A 17,049-nucleotide genomic window follows, 5' to 3' on the forward strand; every position below is an offset into this window, starting at 1 on the left:
TTGCACCACAACCCCCCGTATGGAGAATGTAATTATCGCGACTGTCCTGAGTTTCGTTATAACCTATTTTGCTATCCCGGTACTGATAAGGGTAGCAGAGTTGAAACATCTTTATGACGAACCAGATGAGCGCAAATCGCATAAGATACGGATCCCCACTTTAGGTGGTCTTGGATTCTTTGCTGGTTTTATACTGGCCACCGCCGTTTGTGTTCCCTCACAACAGGCTTTCCCATTGCAATATCTTCTCGCAGCGTTTTTTATCATTTTCATCGTTGGCATGAAAGACGACCTCGTGGGCCTTTCCCCGGTGAAAAAGCTGATAGGCCAGCTGGTGGCCGCTTTTGCCATCATTTACCTTGGTAACCTGCAGATCAGGAATATGTTCGGCGTTTTTGGTATCGGCGAACTGCCATATCACTTCAGCCTGCTGCTTACTTACTTCACTTTCATTGTTGTCGTGAATGCCTTCAACCTGATCGACGGGATCGACGGCCTGGCAGGTAGTGTAGGCCTTCTGGTGTCTGCCGTGCTGGGCGCTTACTTTTTGTATGTGAACGAAGTATTATATGCCGTTATGGGCTTTGCACTGGCTGCAGGCCTGGCGGCGTTCCTCATTTATAACATTACCCCGGCCAGGATTTTCATGGGCGACACCGGCTCCCTGCTGGTAGGCCTCGTGAATGCCACCCTGATCGTGAAATTCATAGAAGTGGCCGGCAACCCCGCAGGTGTATTCCCGCTGCAGTCCGTTCCGGCCATCGCTTTCGCCATCCTCGTTATCCCCCTGTTCGACACACTACGGGTATTTGCCATCAGGATGAGCCGCGGGCGCTCCCCGTTTACGGCAGACAGGCATCACATCCACCACTATATGCTGGCCCTGGGGCTCACGCACAGCCAGGCCACGCTGATCGCCGTACTATCCAACATGGCTTTCATTTTTATGGCTTACAGCCTTCAGAGTATAGGCACCACCAGCCTGCTGCTGCTCACCGGCGGCCTGGCGCTGGCTGCAACTACAGCCCTCTTTTTCCTGAAAAGGCGGAAAGAAATGCCGAAACCGGCTTTGGTGGCTACTCCTGAAGTGCCAGACAGCAGGCCCAGCATCACCAAACCCAAAATTCTGCGCGTGAATACCGAATCGGTGCTGCAGGACAAATAAACATCACTCCTTTCAAGCCTTTCCAACTGTTGCTCATCCTTTGATGATTAAAAGATTTCATGTAGGTTTGCAAGCACTTTAAGTATTATTTCTTATGCAAGACGAACTTAATTTAATCCTGGATGATGCAAAAGATTCCATGCAGAAGGCTATTTCGCACCTGGAAACCGAGCTGACCAAGATACGTGCCGGTAAAGCCAATCCCCAGATACTGGACGGCATTACCGTAGACTATTACGGCGCGCCTACCGCCCTGAACCAGGTTGCCAACGTAAGCGTAGCAGATGCACGCACTCTTACCATCCAGCCCTGGGAGAAGAACATGCTTCAGCCGATCGAAAGAGCGATCATTGCATCCAATATCGGGCTAAACCCCCAGAACGACGGCATCCTCATCCGCTTATTCCTGCCCCCGCTTACGGAAGAACGCCGTAAGGAACTGGTGAAAAGAGTGAACGGTGAAGGCGAACATGCGAAAGTAGCCATCCGCAACATCCGCCGCGACGGTATCGAAGCCATCAAAAAATTGCAGAAGGACGGGCTGAGCGAAGATACCGCGAAAGACGCCGAAGCAGATGTACAGGCCCTCACGGACAAATACATCGCCGCTATCGACAAACATTGCGCGGCAAAAGACAAAGAGATCATGGCCATTTAATACCGGCCGGAAAATACCAGGAAAGAGACGGGTTTACAGCCTGTCTCTTTTTTATTTGCGGTTCACCAGGTAAACGCCGCCCATGATCACCGCCAGGCAAACCACCTGCAGGGCGTTAATGTCTTCCCCCGCCAGGAAACCCCAGCCAATGGCCACAATGGGCAACCCGTAGGTAACCATCGACGCGAAGATGGCACCGGCAGAGCGGATCAGCTGGTAGAACAGGATAGACGCCACCCCGGTGCCTAACAGGCCAAGGGTTACGCTGGCAGCCAGGCTCGTGTAAGCCCCTTCAGCTTTCCCGAAAACAGTGAAGAAATCACTGAAAAGCAATATGGGCAAGGCAAACAGCGCCATAAAAAATAAAGAGACAGACACGAGCTGCATAGATGCGAACTCTTTCAGGTAGTGATGCACGAGTGCAATGTTCAGCCCGTAACAGGCCGTGGCCAGTATCACGAAGAAACCATAATACCAGTATGCATTCGCATCGATCCCTTTCACCAGGAACAGGCAGATGACGCCAACAAAACCAATAGCCAGGCCCGTTAGCTGCCGCCTGGCCACCGGCGCGTGAAAGAGGGTGACGGTGAAGATCAGGGCGAATACGGGCGTGAAGGAATTGAGCATGCCCGCTAATGAGCTGTCTATGCGGGTTTCCGCAATACAGAACAAATACGCCGGAATTCCGTTACCTAATAGACCTGAAAGGATGATCACCGGGATCTTTTTAGCCGGCGTTTGCCCGATGTAGCGGAAGAAGACCGGCAGCAACGCCAGGCCTGCGGATATCAGCCGGATGCTGGCCACCTGGTACGGGGTGAACGATTCAAGCCCCAGCTTCATTAAGATGAATGAGCTGCCCCAGGTGAGAGAGAGCAGCAGGAAGATCCCCCAGTTAAGTACGCGTTGGTTCATAAGAAGCGTAAAGATACCGATTCCCGACATCCGGTAATTTGATTAAATTTAAAAAACATCCGCTTATGCCTCAGATCAAACTCGCTGACATTTCAACCAACGCGCCTAAAAAAGCCGACAAGGAAAAGACCAAAGAAGCGCTCAAGCTCATCCTCGAAGAGCTGGACGAGCTGCAAAACCTGCTCTATGCTGAACATAAACACAGTTTATTGGTTGTATTACAGGGCATGGACGCCAGTGGCAAAGACGGCGTGATCAGGGACGTGTTCGGCACCATGAACCCCATGGGGGTTACCGTGCAGCCTTTCAAAGCACCTACCGCGCTGGAAATGGATCATGACTTCCTCTGGAGGATTCACCAGCATGCGCCCGCGAAAGGCATGATACAGGTATTCAACCGTTCGCATTATGAAGACGTGCTGGTGCAGCGCGTGCACAAATGGATAGATGATGACACGGCGAAAAAACGTTTTGCCGCCATCAACGGCTTCGAGCAATTGCTGGAAGAGCACAACAATACGCATATCCTGAAATTCTACCTGCATGTATCCGCCGGCGCGCAGCAGGCCCGCCTGGAAGAGCGCACGCAGGACCCGCGGAAGATGTGGAAGTACAATGAAAAGGATTTCGCCGAAGCAAAACTTTTCAAAACCTACTGGAAAATGTATGAAGACGTGTTCAGGAACTGCAATAAAATACCGTGGATCATTGTGCCCAGCGATCACAACTGGTATAAGGAATTCCTGATCGCACAAACGGTAAGGGATACACTGAAATCGCTGAAGATGAAGTTCCCGAAGCTGCCTAAAACAAAAAATAATGCGGATAAAAAAGTATAAATCGTTAATCTTGCAGACGTTATACCACCATTTCTTAACTCTAAAACCTTAGCGTATGTCTTTTTTCAGTGAATTTAAAGCCTTTGCCATGAAGGGGAACGTGATCGACCTGGCAGTAGGTATCGTGATCGGTGCCGCTTTCGGGAAGATCGTGAATTCGCTCGTGGAATCCATCATTATGCCTATCGTGGGCATATTGATCGGCAAAGTTGATTTTAAAGGGCTGATGGTAAAAGTTGGAGACGCAGAAATAAAATATGGACTGTTCATCCAGTCTATCGTGGAATTCATCATCGTGGCATTTGCGATTTTCCTGGTGGTGAAAGCCATCAACCGCATGAAGAAAGAAGAACCCGCCGCTCCTGCAGAACCCGTACTCACCACGCAGGAGAAACTGCTGATGGAGATCCGCGACGAACTCAAACAAAAATAATCCACTTCATTTTTCATACAACGGTTGGCTGCCCCAATGCGGCCAACCGTTCACTATTACAACCTGTATAACCGATCGTATCATGAAGAAATTCAACTGGCTCTTAATGGTGTGCACATTGATATGCTTCACCGTAAAAGCGCAAGACGACAGCTTTAAAAAGACCCGCGAAGACGCTGCCGGAAGACTCAAGAACACCGAAAAAGACACCACCGGCAGACTATGGAAAAAAGGCGCCGCCTTAGGCCTTACCTTCAACCAGGGATCGCTCACCAACTGGGCCGCGGGCGGCGACAAGCTCTCCCTCTCCGCGCTGGCCACCTTTGCGGGCTTTGCCAATTACAAAAAAGGCAAACATAACTGGGACAACAATCTCGACCTCGCCTACGGCTACGTGAACACCACCAGCCTCGGCACCCGCAAAAGCGACGACCGCATCGACCTTACATCCAAATACGGCTACGAGATCGGCAAGAACTGGTACCTCAGCGCCCTCTTCAACCTCCGCACCCAGTTCACAGAAGGTTATCTCTACCCAACGGATAGTACCCGGGAATTCGTGTCGAAATTCTTCTCCCCGGCTTATATTATCCTCTCGCCCGGCGTGGATTTTAAGCCGAACGACGAATTTTCGCTCTTTATGTCGCCCATCACGGCCCGCTGGGTAGTGGTAATGGACGATACCCTTTCCGCCAAAGGCGCCTATGGGGTAGATACCGGCAAACACGTGAAATCCGAGTTCGGCGCATACCTGTCAGCCACCTGGAACAAGGAGATCATCAAAAATGTAACGTATAAGACCAAGCTGGAACTGTTTTCCAACTATAAACATAACCCTGGGAACGTGGATATATTCTGGACGAACCTGATCGCCATGAAGGTGAACAAGTGGCTTTCCGCCAACATCAGCGTGGATATGATCTATGACGACGACGTGCGGGTGTTCGAGAACAAGGAAACCGGCGTCCTGGGTCCCAGGCTGCAGATCAAACAGACGATCGGCGTGGGCCTGACGGCCAAGTTCTGATTCCCCCGGAAATTCATTATTTTTGATAAACCTGTCGGCCCCGCCCGGCAGGTTTATTTGTTTAAAATATGAGTAACGAACAGGAAATATATAAAATTAAGCTCCCCCAGTTCGAAGGGCCTTTCGACCTGCTGCTGTTCTTCATCGAAAGGGACGAGCTGGATATCTACAACATACCCATCTTCAGCCTCACCAAGGACTTCCTGGATTACATCCATCACATGGAAAACCTGAACATCGAGCTGGCCAGCGAATTCATCCTCTTCATTTCCACGCTGATGCGCATCAAAGCCAAAATGCTGCTGCCGCGCAAAGAGCTGGACGAAGCGGGCAACGAGATAGACCCGCGCCAGGAGCTGGTAGACAAGATACTTGAATACAAACGCTTCAAGCAGGCCGCCGCCGAGCTGGCAGAGCAGGAGGCGGACCGCATGCTGCAGGTGAAAAGAGGGAATATCGCGAAGGAGCTTGCCGAGATAGGAGAGGCCACCAGCGAGGGTTCCGAGGTGCAGACGCTTACGCTCTTCAAGCTCACCAAAACCTTCGAAAAGGTGATGCAGCGGGTAAAAGAGCGTGGCAACAAGCCGCAGCACGTTGTGTACAAATACGATTACACCATGGAAGGTTCCAGGGAATACATGATGGACCTGGCCCGTTCTGAAAAGACCATGGCTTTCGAAAAGATATTCGACCACTGTAAAGACCGCGTGCATGCGATCTTCCTGTTCCTGGGCATGCTGGAACTGGTGCAGGCCAAATACCTCAGCATTATGGTGGGCGAAGGCAGGAATAACTTTATCATTGAATACGTGGACCCTTCCGAACGGCCGGAAGACGCTCCCGTGGTATTTGAAGATTAAACATATGGCGGAAAAAAAAGAACAGATCGGGGTAGTTTCACTATCAGAATACGCCCACGTCGCGGACGAGCAGATGGAGTTCAGCGTGTCCACGCTTTGCAACCTGGGCTGCGCTTTTTTCGACCAGCAGTCTGCCCCGCACAGGCACAACTTCTACACCATTTACTGGATCAAAAAAGGCGAGCTTACCCATACGATCGATACGGTGACCCACGTGGTGAAACGCAATACGCTGTTTTTCCTTGCACCCGGCCAGGTGCACCAGCTGAAGCTTTCAGAGAAGGTAGACGGTTACATGATCGCCTTCCATGATTCCCTGATGTGCCCCAGCGACAAGTCGGACATGGCCGGCGTGCGCAAAGGCCTTTTTGTGAACGATGCTTTCAGCTCCGTGATCCACCTGAGCGACCCGGATGATGAAAAAGAGCTGGAATGGATGGTGCAGCGCATGATGCGGGAAATAGAAAATAAAGCGCCCAACTACGCGGTGGCTTTCCAGAACCTGCTGCAATATTTCCTGGTCGTGGCCTCGCGAAATACCACCACGCCGGTGGCCGTGATCCCGGAATACCAGGCAAAGCACAACAGCGCCCTTTTTATGAACTTTAAGACGCTGATCGAGGAAAAGTATAAAGAACTGAAGAACGTGTCTGAATACGCCTCATTATTGCATATAAAGCCCGTGCTGCTCAACGAGATCAGCAAGTCGCTGTCCGGCATCACCGCCGGCGAGCACATCCGCAACCGCGTGATCCTCGAAGCCCAGCGGTATCTCTATAATACCGACCTCACGGCCAAGGAGATCGCCTATAAGCTGGGATTTGAAGACCCGCATTATTTCTCCCGCTTCTTTAAAAAATACACCAACCAGTCCCCTTCGGAGTTTAAGGAACTGGCGAGAGTTTAAATTTATTGATATTCAATTGATTATGAGTGTCCCGGGCGTATGCCGCCCGGGACATTGTATTTTTTTATAAAAAAGTACACCGTTTAATGCTTTCTATCCATTTCCGTTAGGTGTTGTAACATGTAATTTTGTGTTGTCTTTAAGGAGATACACACATGAAAAGCACAAAACAAGTAGCAAAAGTTTTTGAAGGCGCCCAAACCCATATGGTGGGCGACGGATTCAGGGTGCAGAACCTTTTCCCGAACGGCAACCGCATCGGCAACAGGCAGCTCAGCCCCTTTTTCCTCCTCGATTATGCTGCGCCGCATTATTTCCCGCCTTCAGACCAGCCCCGTGGTGTAGACGAACACCCGCACCGTGGTTTTGAAACAGTGACCATCGCTTACCAGGGCGCACTGGAGCACCGCGACTCCGGCGGCAACGCCGGCAAGATCGGTCCCGGCGACGTGCAATGGATGACGGCCGCCTCCGGCGTGGTGCATGAAGAAAAGCACGAGCGTGAATTTACCCGAAACGGCGGCACCCTCGAAATGGTGCAGCTGTGGGTGAACCTGCCGAAAGCCCATAAAATGGACCCGCCCCGCTACCAGGGCCTCGAAAAGAAAGATATTCCCGTGGCAGACCTGGGCGGGGGGAGTTACCTCCGTGTCATTGCCGGGGAATTTGATGGACAAAAAGGAGCTGCGAAAACTTTTACCCCGCTGAACCTGTTCGATGTACAGCTGAAAGCCGGTAAGAGCATAGAATTGCCGCTGCCCGACGGCTACAACACCGGCATCGTGGTGCTGAAAGGCGAAGCGCGATTCAATGACACGCATACCGCCAAAGGCGTGCAGATCGCGGTGTTTGAAACCAAAGGCGAAGTGATCACGGTTACCGCCCTCACGGATGCTTCATTGCTGGTGCTGAACGGCGAGCCGATCAACGAACCGGTTTTCTCTTACGGCCCGTTTGTGATGAACACGAAAGAAGACATCATACAGGCCGTGGAAGATTACAATAACGGTAAAATGGGACACCTGAATTAAATACTGATAATAAATCACACAAAACTTTAAAACCAAAAAAAATGACAACCTGGAAAATTGATCCTTTACACAGCGAGATCGAATTTAAAGTGAAACACCTGATGATCACCAACGTGACAGGCCACTTTGCAGAATATGACGCCACGATGAGCGCAGGCGCCGAAGACTTCTCCGACGCGAAGATCTCCTTCGAAGCCAACGTAAACAGCGTGAGCACTAAAAACGCGCAGAGAGACGAGCACCTGAAAAGCCCTGATTTCTTTGACGCGCCCAATCACCCGAAAATTACTTTCACCTCTACCGGCGTGAAGAAAAAAGACGCGGAGAATTTTACGCTGGTGGGTGACCTCAGCATCCGCGGCGTTACCAAACCCGTAGAGCTGAACGTTGAATACAACGGCATCACAGTTGACCCCTGGGGCCAGACCAAAGCAGGCTTTGAGCTGACGGGCAAGATCAACCGCAAAGACTTCGGTCTTACCTGGTCTGCCACCACAGAAGCCGGCGGCCTGGTAGTGAGCGACGATGTGCGCCTCATCCTCGGCGTGCAGATGGTAAAACAAGCTTAACAAATAAATAATGACACTGACGATTGCGGGCCCGGCGGAAGGATCTGACGCGGCTGCTTATGATGAAATTAAGAATTGGAAAACAGGAACCTGCGCATGGTTGCAGTTGAGGCGGTTGGTTATTGCGCGGGAAGACGGAAAAGTGCAGCATGCGAAGAAGTGAAGAAATCTTGAAGAGAATTAGCGTAGTAAGGTTGTCAGGGTTTTAGGTAAACCGGGTGAAGCAATTCGCCCGGTTTTTTTAATTCCAATTCATTAATTTTAAGACCTCTTATCGTTCATAATTCACCCAAATAAAAAATTTTGACTCATGAAAAGATCCGCAACCGCCAATTGGAAAGGCACCGGTAAAGAAGGGAAAGGCACAGTTTCCACGCAAACAGGCGTACTGAAAGATACCCAGTATTCTTTTTCAAGCCGCTTTGAAGACGGCATCGGCACCAATCCCGAAGAGCTGATCGCTGCTGCGCATGCAGGCTGCTTCAGCATGAAGCTGAGCTTCATCATTTCCGGCGCGGGCCTTACCCCAACCAGCATAGACACGAAGAGCATTGTAACTTTCGAGGCGGGCGCCATTCCCAACATTCACCTCGAAGTGACCGCCAGTGTACCCGGCCTGGATGCCGCGAAGTTTGCTGAAATGGCGGAAGACGCGAAGCTGAACTGCCCTATCTCCAAACTGCTCAACACCGAGATCACCATGGATGCAAAGCTGGTGTAACCGCTTCAGCATGCAAGATATCAAAGGCCGTCGCAAGACGGCCTTTGTTTTTTTAACGGGCGTTGTCCTGGAACCCTTATCCCGACCTTGTTTCAAAGTGAAATAATTGTCCACCCTTTTAGCCGGAATGTCCATTGCGCAGCGTTTGTTTTATGCGGAAATTTGCAATAGAAAATACAGGAGGACATAATGAAAACAGTTATCCATCGCGGCAATACCCGCGGATTTGCAGACCACGGCTGGTTACAGAGTTATCATACTTTCAGCTTCGCCGGTTATTACAACCCCGAGCGCCTTCACTTCGGCGCGTTGCGCGTGTTGAACGACGATACCGTGAAAGGCGGAATGGGCTTCGGCGCGCACCCGCACGACAATATGGAGATCATCAGCATTCCGTTGAGCGGCGCGCTGGAACATAAGGACAATACCGGCCGCCATAAGATCATCAACCAGCAGGATGTGCAGATCATGAGCGCGGGCACGGGCATACAGCACTCCGAGTTCAACGCGTCGAAAACAGAACCGGTGAAGTTCCTGCAGATATGGCTCTTCCCTAAAAAGCGCGACATTGCGCCGCGTTACGATCAGAAAACATTCGATCCTGCAGGGCGGCAGAACAAACTGCAGTTGGTGGTATCGCCGGAAGGAAGTGCGGACACCCTGCTGATCAACCAGGACGCCTGGTTTAGCCTTGGCAATTTCGATAAAGGGAAAAGTTTCGAATACCAGCCTAAACTGGAGGGTAACGGCGTATACCTGCTGGTGCTTTCGGGCAGCCTGCAAGCGGGCGGAGAAACCCTCGGGGCGCGCGACGCCATTGCAGTTTCAGACCTGGAAAAATTGAATGTTACAACATTGGAGAATACAGAATTCCTGCTCATGGACCTGCCGATGGCCGTGTAGAAAGGCTTTGGCCCGGTGGATAAATTCCACCGGGTTTATTTTTCCCCGTAATAAAAAGTGTCGTAAATTAGAAGTGCAGGGAATGGACATATTGACTTAACAGCATGGATGTATGAGGGTTACGCTCGTCAAACATTTAACTTAAATCAATATCTCATGGAAGTACCAACACAGTCATCTGACCTGCAGGCACAGCTGAGTGCCTGGAAAGGCGAAGTAGACCAGGTGCGCGGCAGCCTGCGCACGATGAGAAGCAGGTTAGAAGAAATGGCCGGCGCCCGCCAGGCCAACCATGAAAGAATGGTGGAAATAGAGCACTTTCAGAACCAGTTCATCCGCCAGTTGGAAGTAGCTGATGAAATGTTCCACGATCTGAAACAATCCGCAAAATCGATGGGTTACGGCCGCCCGGCAATTATTCACCACGACAGGCCCGTAGACGATTACGACCGGCTGCACGACCGCATGCAGGTATTTCACAAATTACATGATGAGCTGAAGGGAGATTTTTCCCGGTTCGAATCGTTCCGGTAGCCTGGATATATTATTCTCTCATTTGCTGCAGTTTGTCCCGTATCCTGAACAGGGTGGCGTCCAGTTCTGCTGTGCTTTGCTGCAGCAGGCCAAACAGCCGGCCGTTCAGCGCAGGTTCATTCTTTTCCAGGTCTAGCATAGCCAGTATGCCCATGATGTTGGACACAGGCCGCCGTATTTCATGTGAATTGATACGCGCAATTTCCTGGAGTTTCTCATTCTGTTCCTGCAACAGGCGGATGAACTGCCGGCGCTCTTCCTGATGCCGCATGGATTCATCCACATCCTGTATGGCGCCGATCACACGCACGGCATCTCCATGGTCGCTGTAAAGGATATGCGCACGGTCCAGCACGTACTTATAGCTCCCGTCCGCACAACGGAAGCGGTATGCCGCGTTCCAGTGTATGTCCTTCCTTTGCAGGCTTTCGTTGAAAGAATCCATCACCTGGGTTATATCTTCGGGGTGAACTTTTTCTTTCCACCAATCCATTTTCTCTACCGCTTCTTCCTCCTTGTAGCCGAACATGGTTGAAGGGCCATGGTTGCGTGTAACCCGTCCTGAAAGCAGGTCCCAGTAGTAAATGCAATCCTGTGTGACCTGCGCCAGCAGTTCATAACGCGTACCAATGTCTTTTGCTTTGATAGTGTTGCGCACTTCCGAATCAATATCTATCGCCATCACGATACGCGCTTCCCTGCCGTTGTAATGGGTGGTATGCGAATACAATTCCACGTAAAACAATTCGCCGTTCTTCTTCCTGTGCTGCCAGATACCGCGGTAGTCAAGGTTCCTGTTGGTGCGGTTCACATCGTCCAGCACATCCGGGATAGACGAGGGGTCGCGGATGGAAAGGATATCCATCGCTTCAAATTCCTTCCTGCTAAAACCGTATTTGCTGACTGCCGCATTGTTTACCGCCAGGAACTTCAGCGTGCCCCACTGGTAGATCCACATGGGCACCGGGTGTTCGTAGAACAGCTGGCGGTATTGGGTTGAATAGGTGTTGTTGCGCAAAAGATCATGACGGACGATGATGTAAATGAGGATAGTGGAGACAGTGATAAAAAATGCATTCACGAAATAGGGCAACAACCCTGGATCCACATGTTTAAATAATCCTGTAAGCAGCGCCAGTAAACGGTTGTAACCCGCCAGCCATATGAGCCCGAAGGCCAGGAAGAGGCTTGCGGTTTTCAACGGGGTACGGCTCATCTCAGTAGTTTGAATATTGAATGTAGGAAAATTCGGGGAACTGGCCAATTTAGACCTGTAGCGGGTTTGACCCGCAAATGTGTTTGTTTTTCACTACCACTCCAGCGTTACTTCACTCGTTTGCGCATAGCCCGTGCAGGTAAGCACAAGCCCCTTTGCCAGCTCTTTTTCGGTCAGCACTTCGTTGACGGACATCCAGACCTTTCCCTGCGTGCAGGTGGCAATGCAGGAGCCGCAAACGCCGCCCTTGCAGCTATAAGGCAGGGCTACCTGCTGGCGCAGGGCCGCATGCAAAATGTTTTCATTGCCGGGCACCGTCAGCGTTTGCACGTTCCCTTCATGTTTCAGGTGCACCTGTTTCGGCGTAGCATCCTGTGGTATCTGCACGCGCGCGATTTTCGCCTCGGTGTTCACGACGAAGTTTTCTTTATGCAGCTGGTCTTCCCGGAAGCCCATGAAAGTAAGCGTGAACTGTGTCATCCGCATATATTCCGCGGGGCCGCAAATGTAGAACTGCGCAGCTTCGCGAGGGTGGTGCAGGTGTTTCGGGGCGATCATTTCCAGCAGGCTGTTGCTCATGCGCCGGTAAACGCCGGATGCATCGGCCGGGTCGCTGTAAAGCCATACGATGGTGAAGCGGTCGGGGAAGCGGGTTTGCAGTGCCAGCAGCCGTTCGCGAAAGATAGTGCTCTTCTCGTCGCGGTTGCTGTAGATGAGGGTGAGGTGCGCGGCCTTTTCGGTATGCAGGGCTTGTTGCAGGATGGAGAACAATGGCGTGATGCCGCTGCCTGCGCCCAGCAGGATGATGTCGCGGGGGAGCGCCGGCTCACTGTCCAGCGTAAAACGCCCGGAGGGCAGGAGTGAAGTGACCACATCGCCTGTCATCCAGGTGCGGAGGATGTAGCGGGAAATTTCCCCGTTGGCAATGCGTTTGACGGTAACGGCCAGGAAATCGTCTATGCCGGGCGTGGAGCTGAGCGAATAGGAACGGCGGTATTCGGCGCCATGCAGCTGCACGAGGAAGGTGAGGAACTGCCCGGCCTGGTATTTCACCGTCTTCCCGTCCGCACTTTCAAAATGATAAGTGAAGGTATCCGGCGTTTCCTGGATGATGCGGGTAATGCGTAGTTGTATGTAGAGGTCGCGCATGATGAAAAGCGTCCCGGAGCCCCAGGGCTCCGGGACGTATACGGCCTTTATAAGCTGGAGTGAACGGTTATTTTACTGCCAAGCATCTCGCGCACGGCCGATGCGATGGCGGCAGCGTCGTAGCCTGCTTCGCGCTGCAGTTCGGCGGGTTTCCCGTGCTCGATCAAACGGTCGGGGATGCCCAGGCGTTTTACTTCCGCCTTGTAATCGTTGTCTGCCATGAATTCCAGCACTGCGCTGCCGAAGCCGCCCTGGAGCGCCCCGTCTTCAACCGTGATCACACGGTCGTAACGCTGGAAGATGTCGTGCAGCATCGCAGTGTCAAGCGGTTTCACGAAACGCATATCGTAATGCGCAGGTTGCAGCCCGTCCGTCATCAGTTCTTTCATGGCTTCGGTCACAAAGTTGCCCGGGTGGCCGAGGGAAAGAATGGCAACGTCCCGCCCGTCCTGGATCTTGCGGCCTGTACCGATCTTTATCTCGGCGAAGGGCCTGCGCCAGTCCGGCATCACGCCTTCGCCGCGCGGGTAGCGGATCACGAAGGGCGATTTGTTGGACGGAAGCTGTGCGGTATACATCAGGTTGCGAAGTTCTTCTTCGTTCATGGGCGCGCTCACGATCATGTTCGGGATGCAGCGCATGTACGGAATATCATAAGCGCCGTGATGGGTGGCGCCGTCTTCCCCTACAAGGCCCGCCCTGTCAAGACAAAAGATCACAGGCAGGTGCTGGATGGCCACGTCGTGCACCACCTGGTCGTAAGCCCGTTGCATGAACGAGGAGTAGATATTGCAGAACACCGTCATACCCTGTGTGGCAAGCCCGGCGGAGAGCGTTACGGCGTGTTGTTCGCAAATGCCTACGTCTATCGCGCGGTCCGGCATCTGCTCCATCATCCATTTGAGGGAAGAGCCGGAGGGCATGGCGGGCGTAATGCCCATGATGGTTTTATTCTGTTCGGCCAGCTCGATGATCGTATGGCCGAAAACGTCCTGGTATTTGGGCGGTTGCGGGGCTTCTATGACCTTTTTGTAGATCTCGCCGGTGATCTTGTCGAACAGGCCGGGAGCGTGCCATTTGGTCTGGTCCTTTTCAGCCAGCGCATATCCTTTTCCCTTGGTGGTGTTGATATGCAGCAGCTTGGGCCCGGGGATGTTCCGCATATCCTGCAGGGTATCTACCAGCTTGGTGATGTTATGCCCGTCTATGGCGCCAAAGTAGCGCAGGTTGAGGCTTTCGAAGAGATTGCTGGATTTGGACACCATGCCTTTTACGCTGGCTTCCAGCTTGGAAGCCATGTCCCTGGTGAAATTTTTGCCGATAGGCAGCTTTCCCAGCAGGTTCCATACGTCGTCGCGGAACTTGTTGTAAGTATGGGAAGTGGTGATATCGGTGAGGTATTCTTTCAGCGCGCCCACGTTCGGGTCTATGGACATGCAGTTGTCGTTCAGGATGATCAGCAGGTTGGCATTGGCCACGCCTGCATGGTTCAGCGCTTCGAAGGCCATACCGGCCGTCATGGCGCCGTCGCCGATCACGGCAATGTGCTGCCGGTCGTGCTCTCCTTTATTTTTGGAGGCGATGGCCATGCCCAGCGCAGCCCCGATGGAGGTGCTGGAGTGGCCTACCCCGAAAGTATCGTATTCGCTTTCGCCGCGGTTGGGGAAACCGCTGATGCCTTTGTATTTCCGGTTGGTATGGAACACATTCTTCCGGCCGGTAAGTATCTTATGGCCATAGGCCTGGTGGCCCACGTCCCACACCAGTTGGTCGTAAGGCGTATTGAACGCATAATGCAGCGCTACGGTAAGCTCCACCACACCCAGGCTGGCCCCGAAGTGGCCGCCATGCACACTCACCACGTCAATAATGAACTGGCGCAGCTCGTCGCACACCTGGTGCAGCTGCTCCTTGCTCAATTTTCGCAGATCAGACGGGTATTCGATCTGGCTCAGTAATTGACCGGCCGTAATTTCCATATCAGCATTAGGGTTTAATGCCCAAAAATACATGTTTTTACGCTTATTCCGCGCCCCCACTTAAACGCCCCTGCAACCATTGATAAAAATTGGGTTCACCGCCTGTGACCCAGGTGGTATTTTTGGTTATAACGTGAAGTTTATCGCCAGACTTTGCTAACTTTTCATGGATGTTTAAACGCATATCAAAATATTGGTGGTGCCAGATACTCGGGTGGGGAGCTAACGCCTTTCTTTTCTTGTTCTTCGGCTTTTTTTTCTATCAGATAGACGCCGCGCAGGTGCAGTACATCCTTTCATATTCATTGCTGGGAATACTCATCACGCATGGATTCAGGGCGGTTATCGTCAAATACAAATGGATCGAGAAGCCCTTTGAGAATGTGGCGATCTATTTCTTTTTCGGCATCCTGGTATGCTCGATCGTGGATTCGTTCCTGCTGGCCTGCATTTCGCATTTCGTGCTGCCCGGCCCGCCGGACGGTGATTTTAAGGACAGCTGGATGAGGGCCTTCTTTTCACAGACCATGTTCATGGCCCTTTGGGCGGTGATCTATTTCCTCTGGCATTACGTGGAAGAGAGCCGCAACTCGCAGGTGGGCCAGCTGAAGCTTGAAGCCACCGTGCGCACGCTGGAGCTGAAAACGATCAAAAGCCAGCTGAACCCGCACTTCATCTTCAACGCGCTCAACAGCATCCGCGCGCTGGTAGATGAAAACCCGCGCCGCGCGCGCACCGCCATTACCGAGCTGAGCAATATCCTGCGGAATTCCATGCAGGCGGACAAAGCGGAAACGGTGAGCCTGGAAAACGAACTGAGCATAGTAAAAGATTATCTTGCATTGGAAAATATCAGGTTTGAGGAGAGATTGAAAGTGCAGTACGACATAGACCCGGAAACGCTGGAATTGCCTGTACCGCCGCTGATGCTGCAAACCCTGGTGGAAAACGCCATCAAACACGGCATTTCGCGGGAAGTGAACGGCGGGTTGATACTGATAGGCTCGCACGTGCACGACATGCGCCACGAGATCACCATCAGGAACACCGGGCAGATCGTGGAAGACCTGAATGGCAACGGTTTTGGCCTGGCCAGCACCCGGCAGCGCCTCGGTATCCTGTTCGGCAAAAGGGCTTCTTTCGAGATCTATAACCTGGATGGTGCCATGGTAGAAGCCAAAGTACAAATGCCAATACTCTAACCATCTGAATTTCAGTATATTTAAGACGTCTTTTGGACGAAAATCACATCATCAACCGAAAAAGACAGACTGTATCATGAAAAAAGCATTGATCATAGACGATGAACGACTGGCCAGGAGCGAACTCAAGAAACTGCTGGCAGACCACCCGGAGATCGTGGTGGTAGGGGAAGCGGTGAATGCGAAAGACGGCATGGAAAAGATCGAATCGCTGCGGCCCGACCTGCTGTTCCTGGACATCCAGATGCCGGACAAGACCGGCTTCGACCTGCTAGCCGAACTGGAAAGAACGCCCCAGGTGATCTTTACCACGGCCTACGACGAATACGCCCTCAAAGCGTTTGAGTATAACGCGCTGGACTACCTGCTCAAGCCCATTGAGCCCAAGCGCCTGGCCGACGCCATTCACAAGCTGCACCAGGTAGATGAAAAAGAGCGCCTGGCCGCCGCTTCCGGCATCCGTAACATTCTCGGGGAAAACGACCAGGTGTTTGTAAAAGACGGCGACCGCTGCTGGTTCGTGAAGCTGCAGGAGATACGCCTCTTTGAAAGCGTGGGTAATTATGCCCGCGTGTATTTCGAGACCAACAAACCGCTGATCCTGAAATCACTGAACGCACTGGAAGAGCGGCTGGACGAACGGGTGTTCTTCCGCGCCAACCGCAAGCATATCGTGAACCTGCGGATGATAGAACGGATAGACACGTATTTTAACGGCGGGCTGCTGCTGGAAATGCGCGGCGGGGAAAAGATAGAAGTGAGCCGCAGGCAGGCGGTGAAATTCAAGGAAATGATGAGCCTCTAGCACAGGGGGACGGCATATAATTCCAGGAAGGGAAAGGCTGTAGCCTTTCCCTTTTTTGTTGGCTTGAAATCCTTTACTGTAGCTGAATTGCGGAAAAAAAAGAGCTGTCCTGAAAAGAACAGCCCGTTAAATT

General features: G+C 52.1%; 19 protein-coding genes. 15 read left to right on the plus strand and 4 right to left on the minus strand.

Translation table 11 applies throughout. The annotated features are described in order from the left end of the window. The first annotated feature begins 19 nt into the window (after nt 1–19). Nucleotides 20–1,165 (plus strand): MraY family glycosyltransferase, encoded by a 1,146-nt coding sequence (locus R3I13_RS07615; RefSeq protein ID WP_346317329.1) that lies wholly within the window; start codon nt 20–22, stop codon nt 1,163–1,165. Nucleotides 1,166–1,259: 94 nt separating this feature from the next. Then, nucleotides 1,260–1,823, plus strand: coding sequence for a ribosome recycling factor (frr, locus tag R3I13_RS07620; RefSeq protein ID WP_346317330.1), 564 nt, complete (start codon nt 1,260–1,262; stop codon nt 1,821–1,823). Nucleotides 1,824–1,874: 51 nt separating this feature from the next. Here the strand turns inward: frr and R3I13_RS07625 are convergent, their stop codons facing one another. After that, complete coding sequence (locus R3I13_RS07625; protein ID WP_346317331.1) at nt 1,875–2,741, minus strand: DMT family transporter; 867 nt, start codon at nt 2,739–2,741, stop codon at nt 1,875–1,877. Between the two features lie 65 nt (nt 2,742–2,806). On the opposite strand from R3I13_RS07625, the gene R3I13_RS07630 reads away from it, so the two are divergent. The 11 genes from R3I13_RS07630 to R3I13_RS07680 all read left to right on the plus strand — a co-directional run bounded on the left by R3I13_RS07630 (nt 2,807) and on the right by R3I13_RS07680 (nt 10,565). Then, nucleotides 2,807–3,580 carry a PPK2 family polyphosphate kinase gene (locus R3I13_RS07630; RefSeq protein ID WP_346317332.1) on the plus strand — a complete coding sequence of 258 codons (774 nt, stop codon included), beginning with the start codon at nt 2,807–2,809 and terminating at the stop codon, nt 3,578–3,580. Nucleotides 3,581–3,635: 55 nt separating this feature from the next. Then, nucleotides 3,636–4,013, plus strand: a complete 378-nt coding sequence (mscL, locus tag R3I13_RS07635) for a large-conductance mechanosensitive channel protein MscL (RefSeq protein WP_346317333.1) — start codon at nt 3,636–3,638, stop codon at nt 4,011–4,013. Nucleotides 4,014–4,095: 82 nt separating this feature from the next. Continuing rightward, complete coding sequence (locus R3I13_RS07640) at nt 4,096–5,040, plus strand: DUF3078 domain-containing protein (protein WP_346317334.1); 945 nt, start codon at nt 4,096–4,098, stop codon at nt 5,038–5,040. Between the two features lie 68 nt (nt 5,041–5,108). Beyond that, complete coding sequence (locus tag R3I13_RS07645) at nt 5,109–5,900, plus strand: segregation/condensation protein A (protein WP_346317335.1); 792 nt, start codon at nt 5,109–5,111, stop codon at nt 5,898–5,900. Nucleotides 5,901–5,904: 4 nt separating this feature from the next. Further along, nucleotides 5,905–6,807 (plus strand): helix-turn-helix domain-containing protein, encoded by a 903-nt coding sequence (locus tag R3I13_RS07650; RefSeq protein ID WP_346317336.1) that lies wholly within the window; start codon nt 5,905–5,907, stop codon nt 6,805–6,807. Nucleotides 6,808–6,962: 155 nt separating this feature from the next. Further along, nucleotides 6,963–7,838 carry a pirin family protein gene (locus R3I13_RS07655; RefSeq protein WP_346317337.1) on the plus strand — a complete coding sequence of 292 codons (876 nt, stop codon included), beginning with the start codon at nt 6,963–6,965 and terminating at the stop codon, nt 7,836–7,838. A gap of 41 nt (nt 7,839–7,879) precedes the next feature. Next, on the plus strand, nt 7,880–8,407 hold the full coding sequence (locus R3I13_RS07660; RefSeq protein ID WP_346317338.1) for a YceI family protein: 528 nt from the start codon (nt 7,880–7,882) through the stop codon (nt 8,405–8,407). Between the two features lie 10 nt (nt 8,408–8,417). Further along, nucleotides 8,418–8,570 (plus strand): hypothetical protein, encoded by a 153-nt coding sequence (locus tag R3I13_RS07665; RefSeq protein ID WP_346317339.1) that lies wholly within the window; start codon nt 8,418–8,420, stop codon nt 8,568–8,570. Nucleotides 8,571–8,717: 147 nt separating this feature from the next. After that, nucleotides 8,718–9,128, plus strand: a complete 411-nt coding sequence (locus tag R3I13_RS07670) for an OsmC family protein (protein ID WP_346317340.1) — start codon at nt 8,718–8,720, stop codon at nt 9,126–9,128. Between the two features lie 189 nt (nt 9,129–9,317). Beyond that, a complete protein-coding gene (locus R3I13_RS07675; protein ID WP_346317341.1) occupies nt 9,318–10,031 on the plus strand; it encodes a pirin family protein in 714 nt (237 codons plus the stop codon). A 156-nt stretch (nt 10,032–10,187) separates the two neighbouring features. Beyond that, entirely contained in the window at nt 10,188–10,565 is a 378-nt protein-coding gene (locus tag R3I13_RS07680) for a hypothetical protein (RefSeq protein ID WP_346317342.1), read from the plus strand. A gap of 10 nt (nt 10,566–10,575) precedes the next feature. On the opposite strand, the gene R3I13_RS07685 is transcribed toward R3I13_RS07680, so the two are convergent. The 3 genes from R3I13_RS07685 to dxs all read right to left on the minus strand — a co-directional run bounded on the left by R3I13_RS07685 (nt 10,576) and on the right by dxs (nt 14,909). Further along, nucleotides 10,576–11,781: a PAS domain-containing protein gene (locus R3I13_RS07685; RefSeq protein WP_346317343.1), complete on the minus strand. Its 1,206-nt coding sequence runs from the start codon at nt 11,779–11,781 to the stop codon at nt 10,576–10,578. Nucleotides 11,782–11,874: 93 nt separating this feature from the next. After that, nucleotides 11,875–12,930 carry a ferredoxin--NADP reductase gene (locus tag R3I13_RS07690; RefSeq protein ID WP_346317344.1) on the minus strand — a complete coding sequence of 352 codons (1,056 nt, stop codon included), beginning with the start codon at nt 12,928–12,930 and terminating at the stop codon, nt 11,875–11,877. Nucleotides 12,931–12,977: 47 nt separating this feature from the next. Then, nucleotides 12,978–14,909 carry a 1-deoxy-D-xylulose-5-phosphate synthase gene (gene dxs / locus R3I13_RS07695; RefSeq protein WP_346317345.1) on the minus strand — a complete coding sequence of 644 codons (1,932 nt, stop codon included), beginning with the start codon at nt 14,907–14,909 and terminating at the stop codon, nt 12,978–12,980. A 170-nt stretch (nt 14,910–15,079) separates the two neighbouring features. On the opposite strand from dxs, the gene R3I13_RS07700 reads away from it, so the two are divergent. Together R3I13_RS07700 and R3I13_RS07705 are read left to right on the plus strand one after the other, a co-directional pair. Next, the gene (locus R3I13_RS07700; protein ID WP_346317346.1) at nt 15,080–16,111 is read left to right on the plus strand and encodes a histidine kinase; all 1,032 of its coding nucleotides are present in this window, start codon (nt 15,080–15,082) and stop codon (nt 16,109–16,111) included. A gap of 76 nt (nt 16,112–16,187) precedes the next feature. Next, complete coding sequence (locus R3I13_RS07705) at nt 16,188–16,916, plus strand: response regulator (protein WP_120517470.1); 729 nt, start codon at nt 16,188–16,190, stop codon at nt 16,914–16,916. The last annotated feature ends 133 nt before the right edge of the window (nt 16,917–17,049 follow it).

Origin of the sequence: Chitinophaga sp. YIM B06452, assembly GCF_039655965.1 — a bacterium.
In the GTDB taxonomy this organism is placed as follows: domain Bacteria; phylum Bacteroidota; class Bacteroidia; order Chitinophagales; family Chitinophagaceae; genus Chitinophaga.

Excerpts from the sequence above, each read along its gene's own strand:
- R3I13_RS07615 (WP_346317329.1), top strand. The coding sequence starts at position 20 with ATGGAGAATGTAATTATCGCGACTGTCCTGAGTTTCGTTATAACCTAT.
- frr (WP_346317330.1), top strand. The coding sequence starts at position 1,260 with ATGCAAGACGAACTTAATTTAATCCTGGATGATGCAAAAGATTCCATG.
- R3I13_RS07625 (WP_346317331.1), bottom strand. The coding sequence starts at position 2,741 with ATGAACCAACGCGTACTTAACTGGGGGATCTTCCTGCTGCTCTCTCTC.
- R3I13_RS07630 (WP_346317332.1), top strand. The coding sequence starts at position 2,807 with ATGCCTCAGATCAAACTCGCTGACATTTCAACCAACGCGCCTAAAAAA.
- mscL (WP_346317333.1), top strand. The coding sequence starts at position 3,636 with ATGTCTTTTTTCAGTGAATTTAAAGCCTTTGCCATGAAGGGGAACGTG.
- R3I13_RS07640 (WP_346317334.1), top strand. The coding sequence starts at position 4,096 with ATGAAGAAATTCAACTGGCTCTTAATGGTGTGCACATTGATATGCTTC.
- R3I13_RS07645 (WP_346317335.1), top strand. The coding sequence starts at position 5,109 with ATGAGTAACGAACAGGAAATATATAAAATTAAGCTCCCCCAGTTCGAA.
- R3I13_RS07650 (WP_346317336.1), top strand. The coding sequence starts at position 5,905 with ATGGCGGAAAAAAAAGAACAGATCGGGGTAGTTTCACTATCAGAATAC.
- R3I13_RS07655 (WP_346317337.1), top strand. The coding sequence starts at position 6,963 with ATGAAAAGCACAAAACAAGTAGCAAAAGTTTTTGAAGGCGCCCAAACC.
- R3I13_RS07660 (WP_346317338.1), top strand. The coding sequence starts at position 7,880 with ATGACAACCTGGAAAATTGATCCTTTACACAGCGAGATCGAATTTAAA.
- R3I13_RS07665 (WP_346317339.1), top strand. The coding sequence starts at position 8,418 with ATGACACTGACGATTGCGGGCCCGGCGGAAGGATCTGACGCGGCTGCT.
- R3I13_RS07670 (WP_346317340.1), top strand. The coding sequence starts at position 8,718 with ATGAAAAGATCCGCAACCGCCAATTGGAAAGGCACCGGTAAAGAAGGG.
- R3I13_RS07675 (WP_346317341.1), top strand. The coding sequence starts at position 9,318 with ATGAAAACAGTTATCCATCGCGGCAATACCCGCGGATTTGCAGACCAC.
- R3I13_RS07680 (WP_346317342.1), top strand. The coding sequence starts at position 10,188 with ATGGAAGTACCAACACAGTCATCTGACCTGCAGGCACAGCTGAGTGCC.
- R3I13_RS07685 (WP_346317343.1), bottom strand. The coding sequence starts at position 11,781 with ATGAGCCGTACCCCGTTGAAAACCGCAAGCCTCTTCCTGGCCTTCGGG.
- R3I13_RS07690 (WP_346317344.1), bottom strand. The coding sequence starts at position 12,930 with ATGCGCGACCTCTACATACAACTACGCATTACCCGCATCATCCAGGAA.
- dxs (WP_346317345.1), bottom strand. The coding sequence starts at position 14,909 with ATGGAAATTACGGCCGGTCAATTACTGAGCCAGATCGAATACCCGTCT.
- R3I13_RS07700 (WP_346317346.1), top strand. The coding sequence starts at position 15,080 with ATGTTTAAACGCATATCAAAATATTGGTGGTGCCAGATACTCGGGTGG.
- R3I13_RS07705 (WP_120517470.1), top strand. The coding sequence starts at position 16,188 with ATGAAAAAAGCATTGATCATAGACGATGAACGACTGGCCAGGAGCGAA.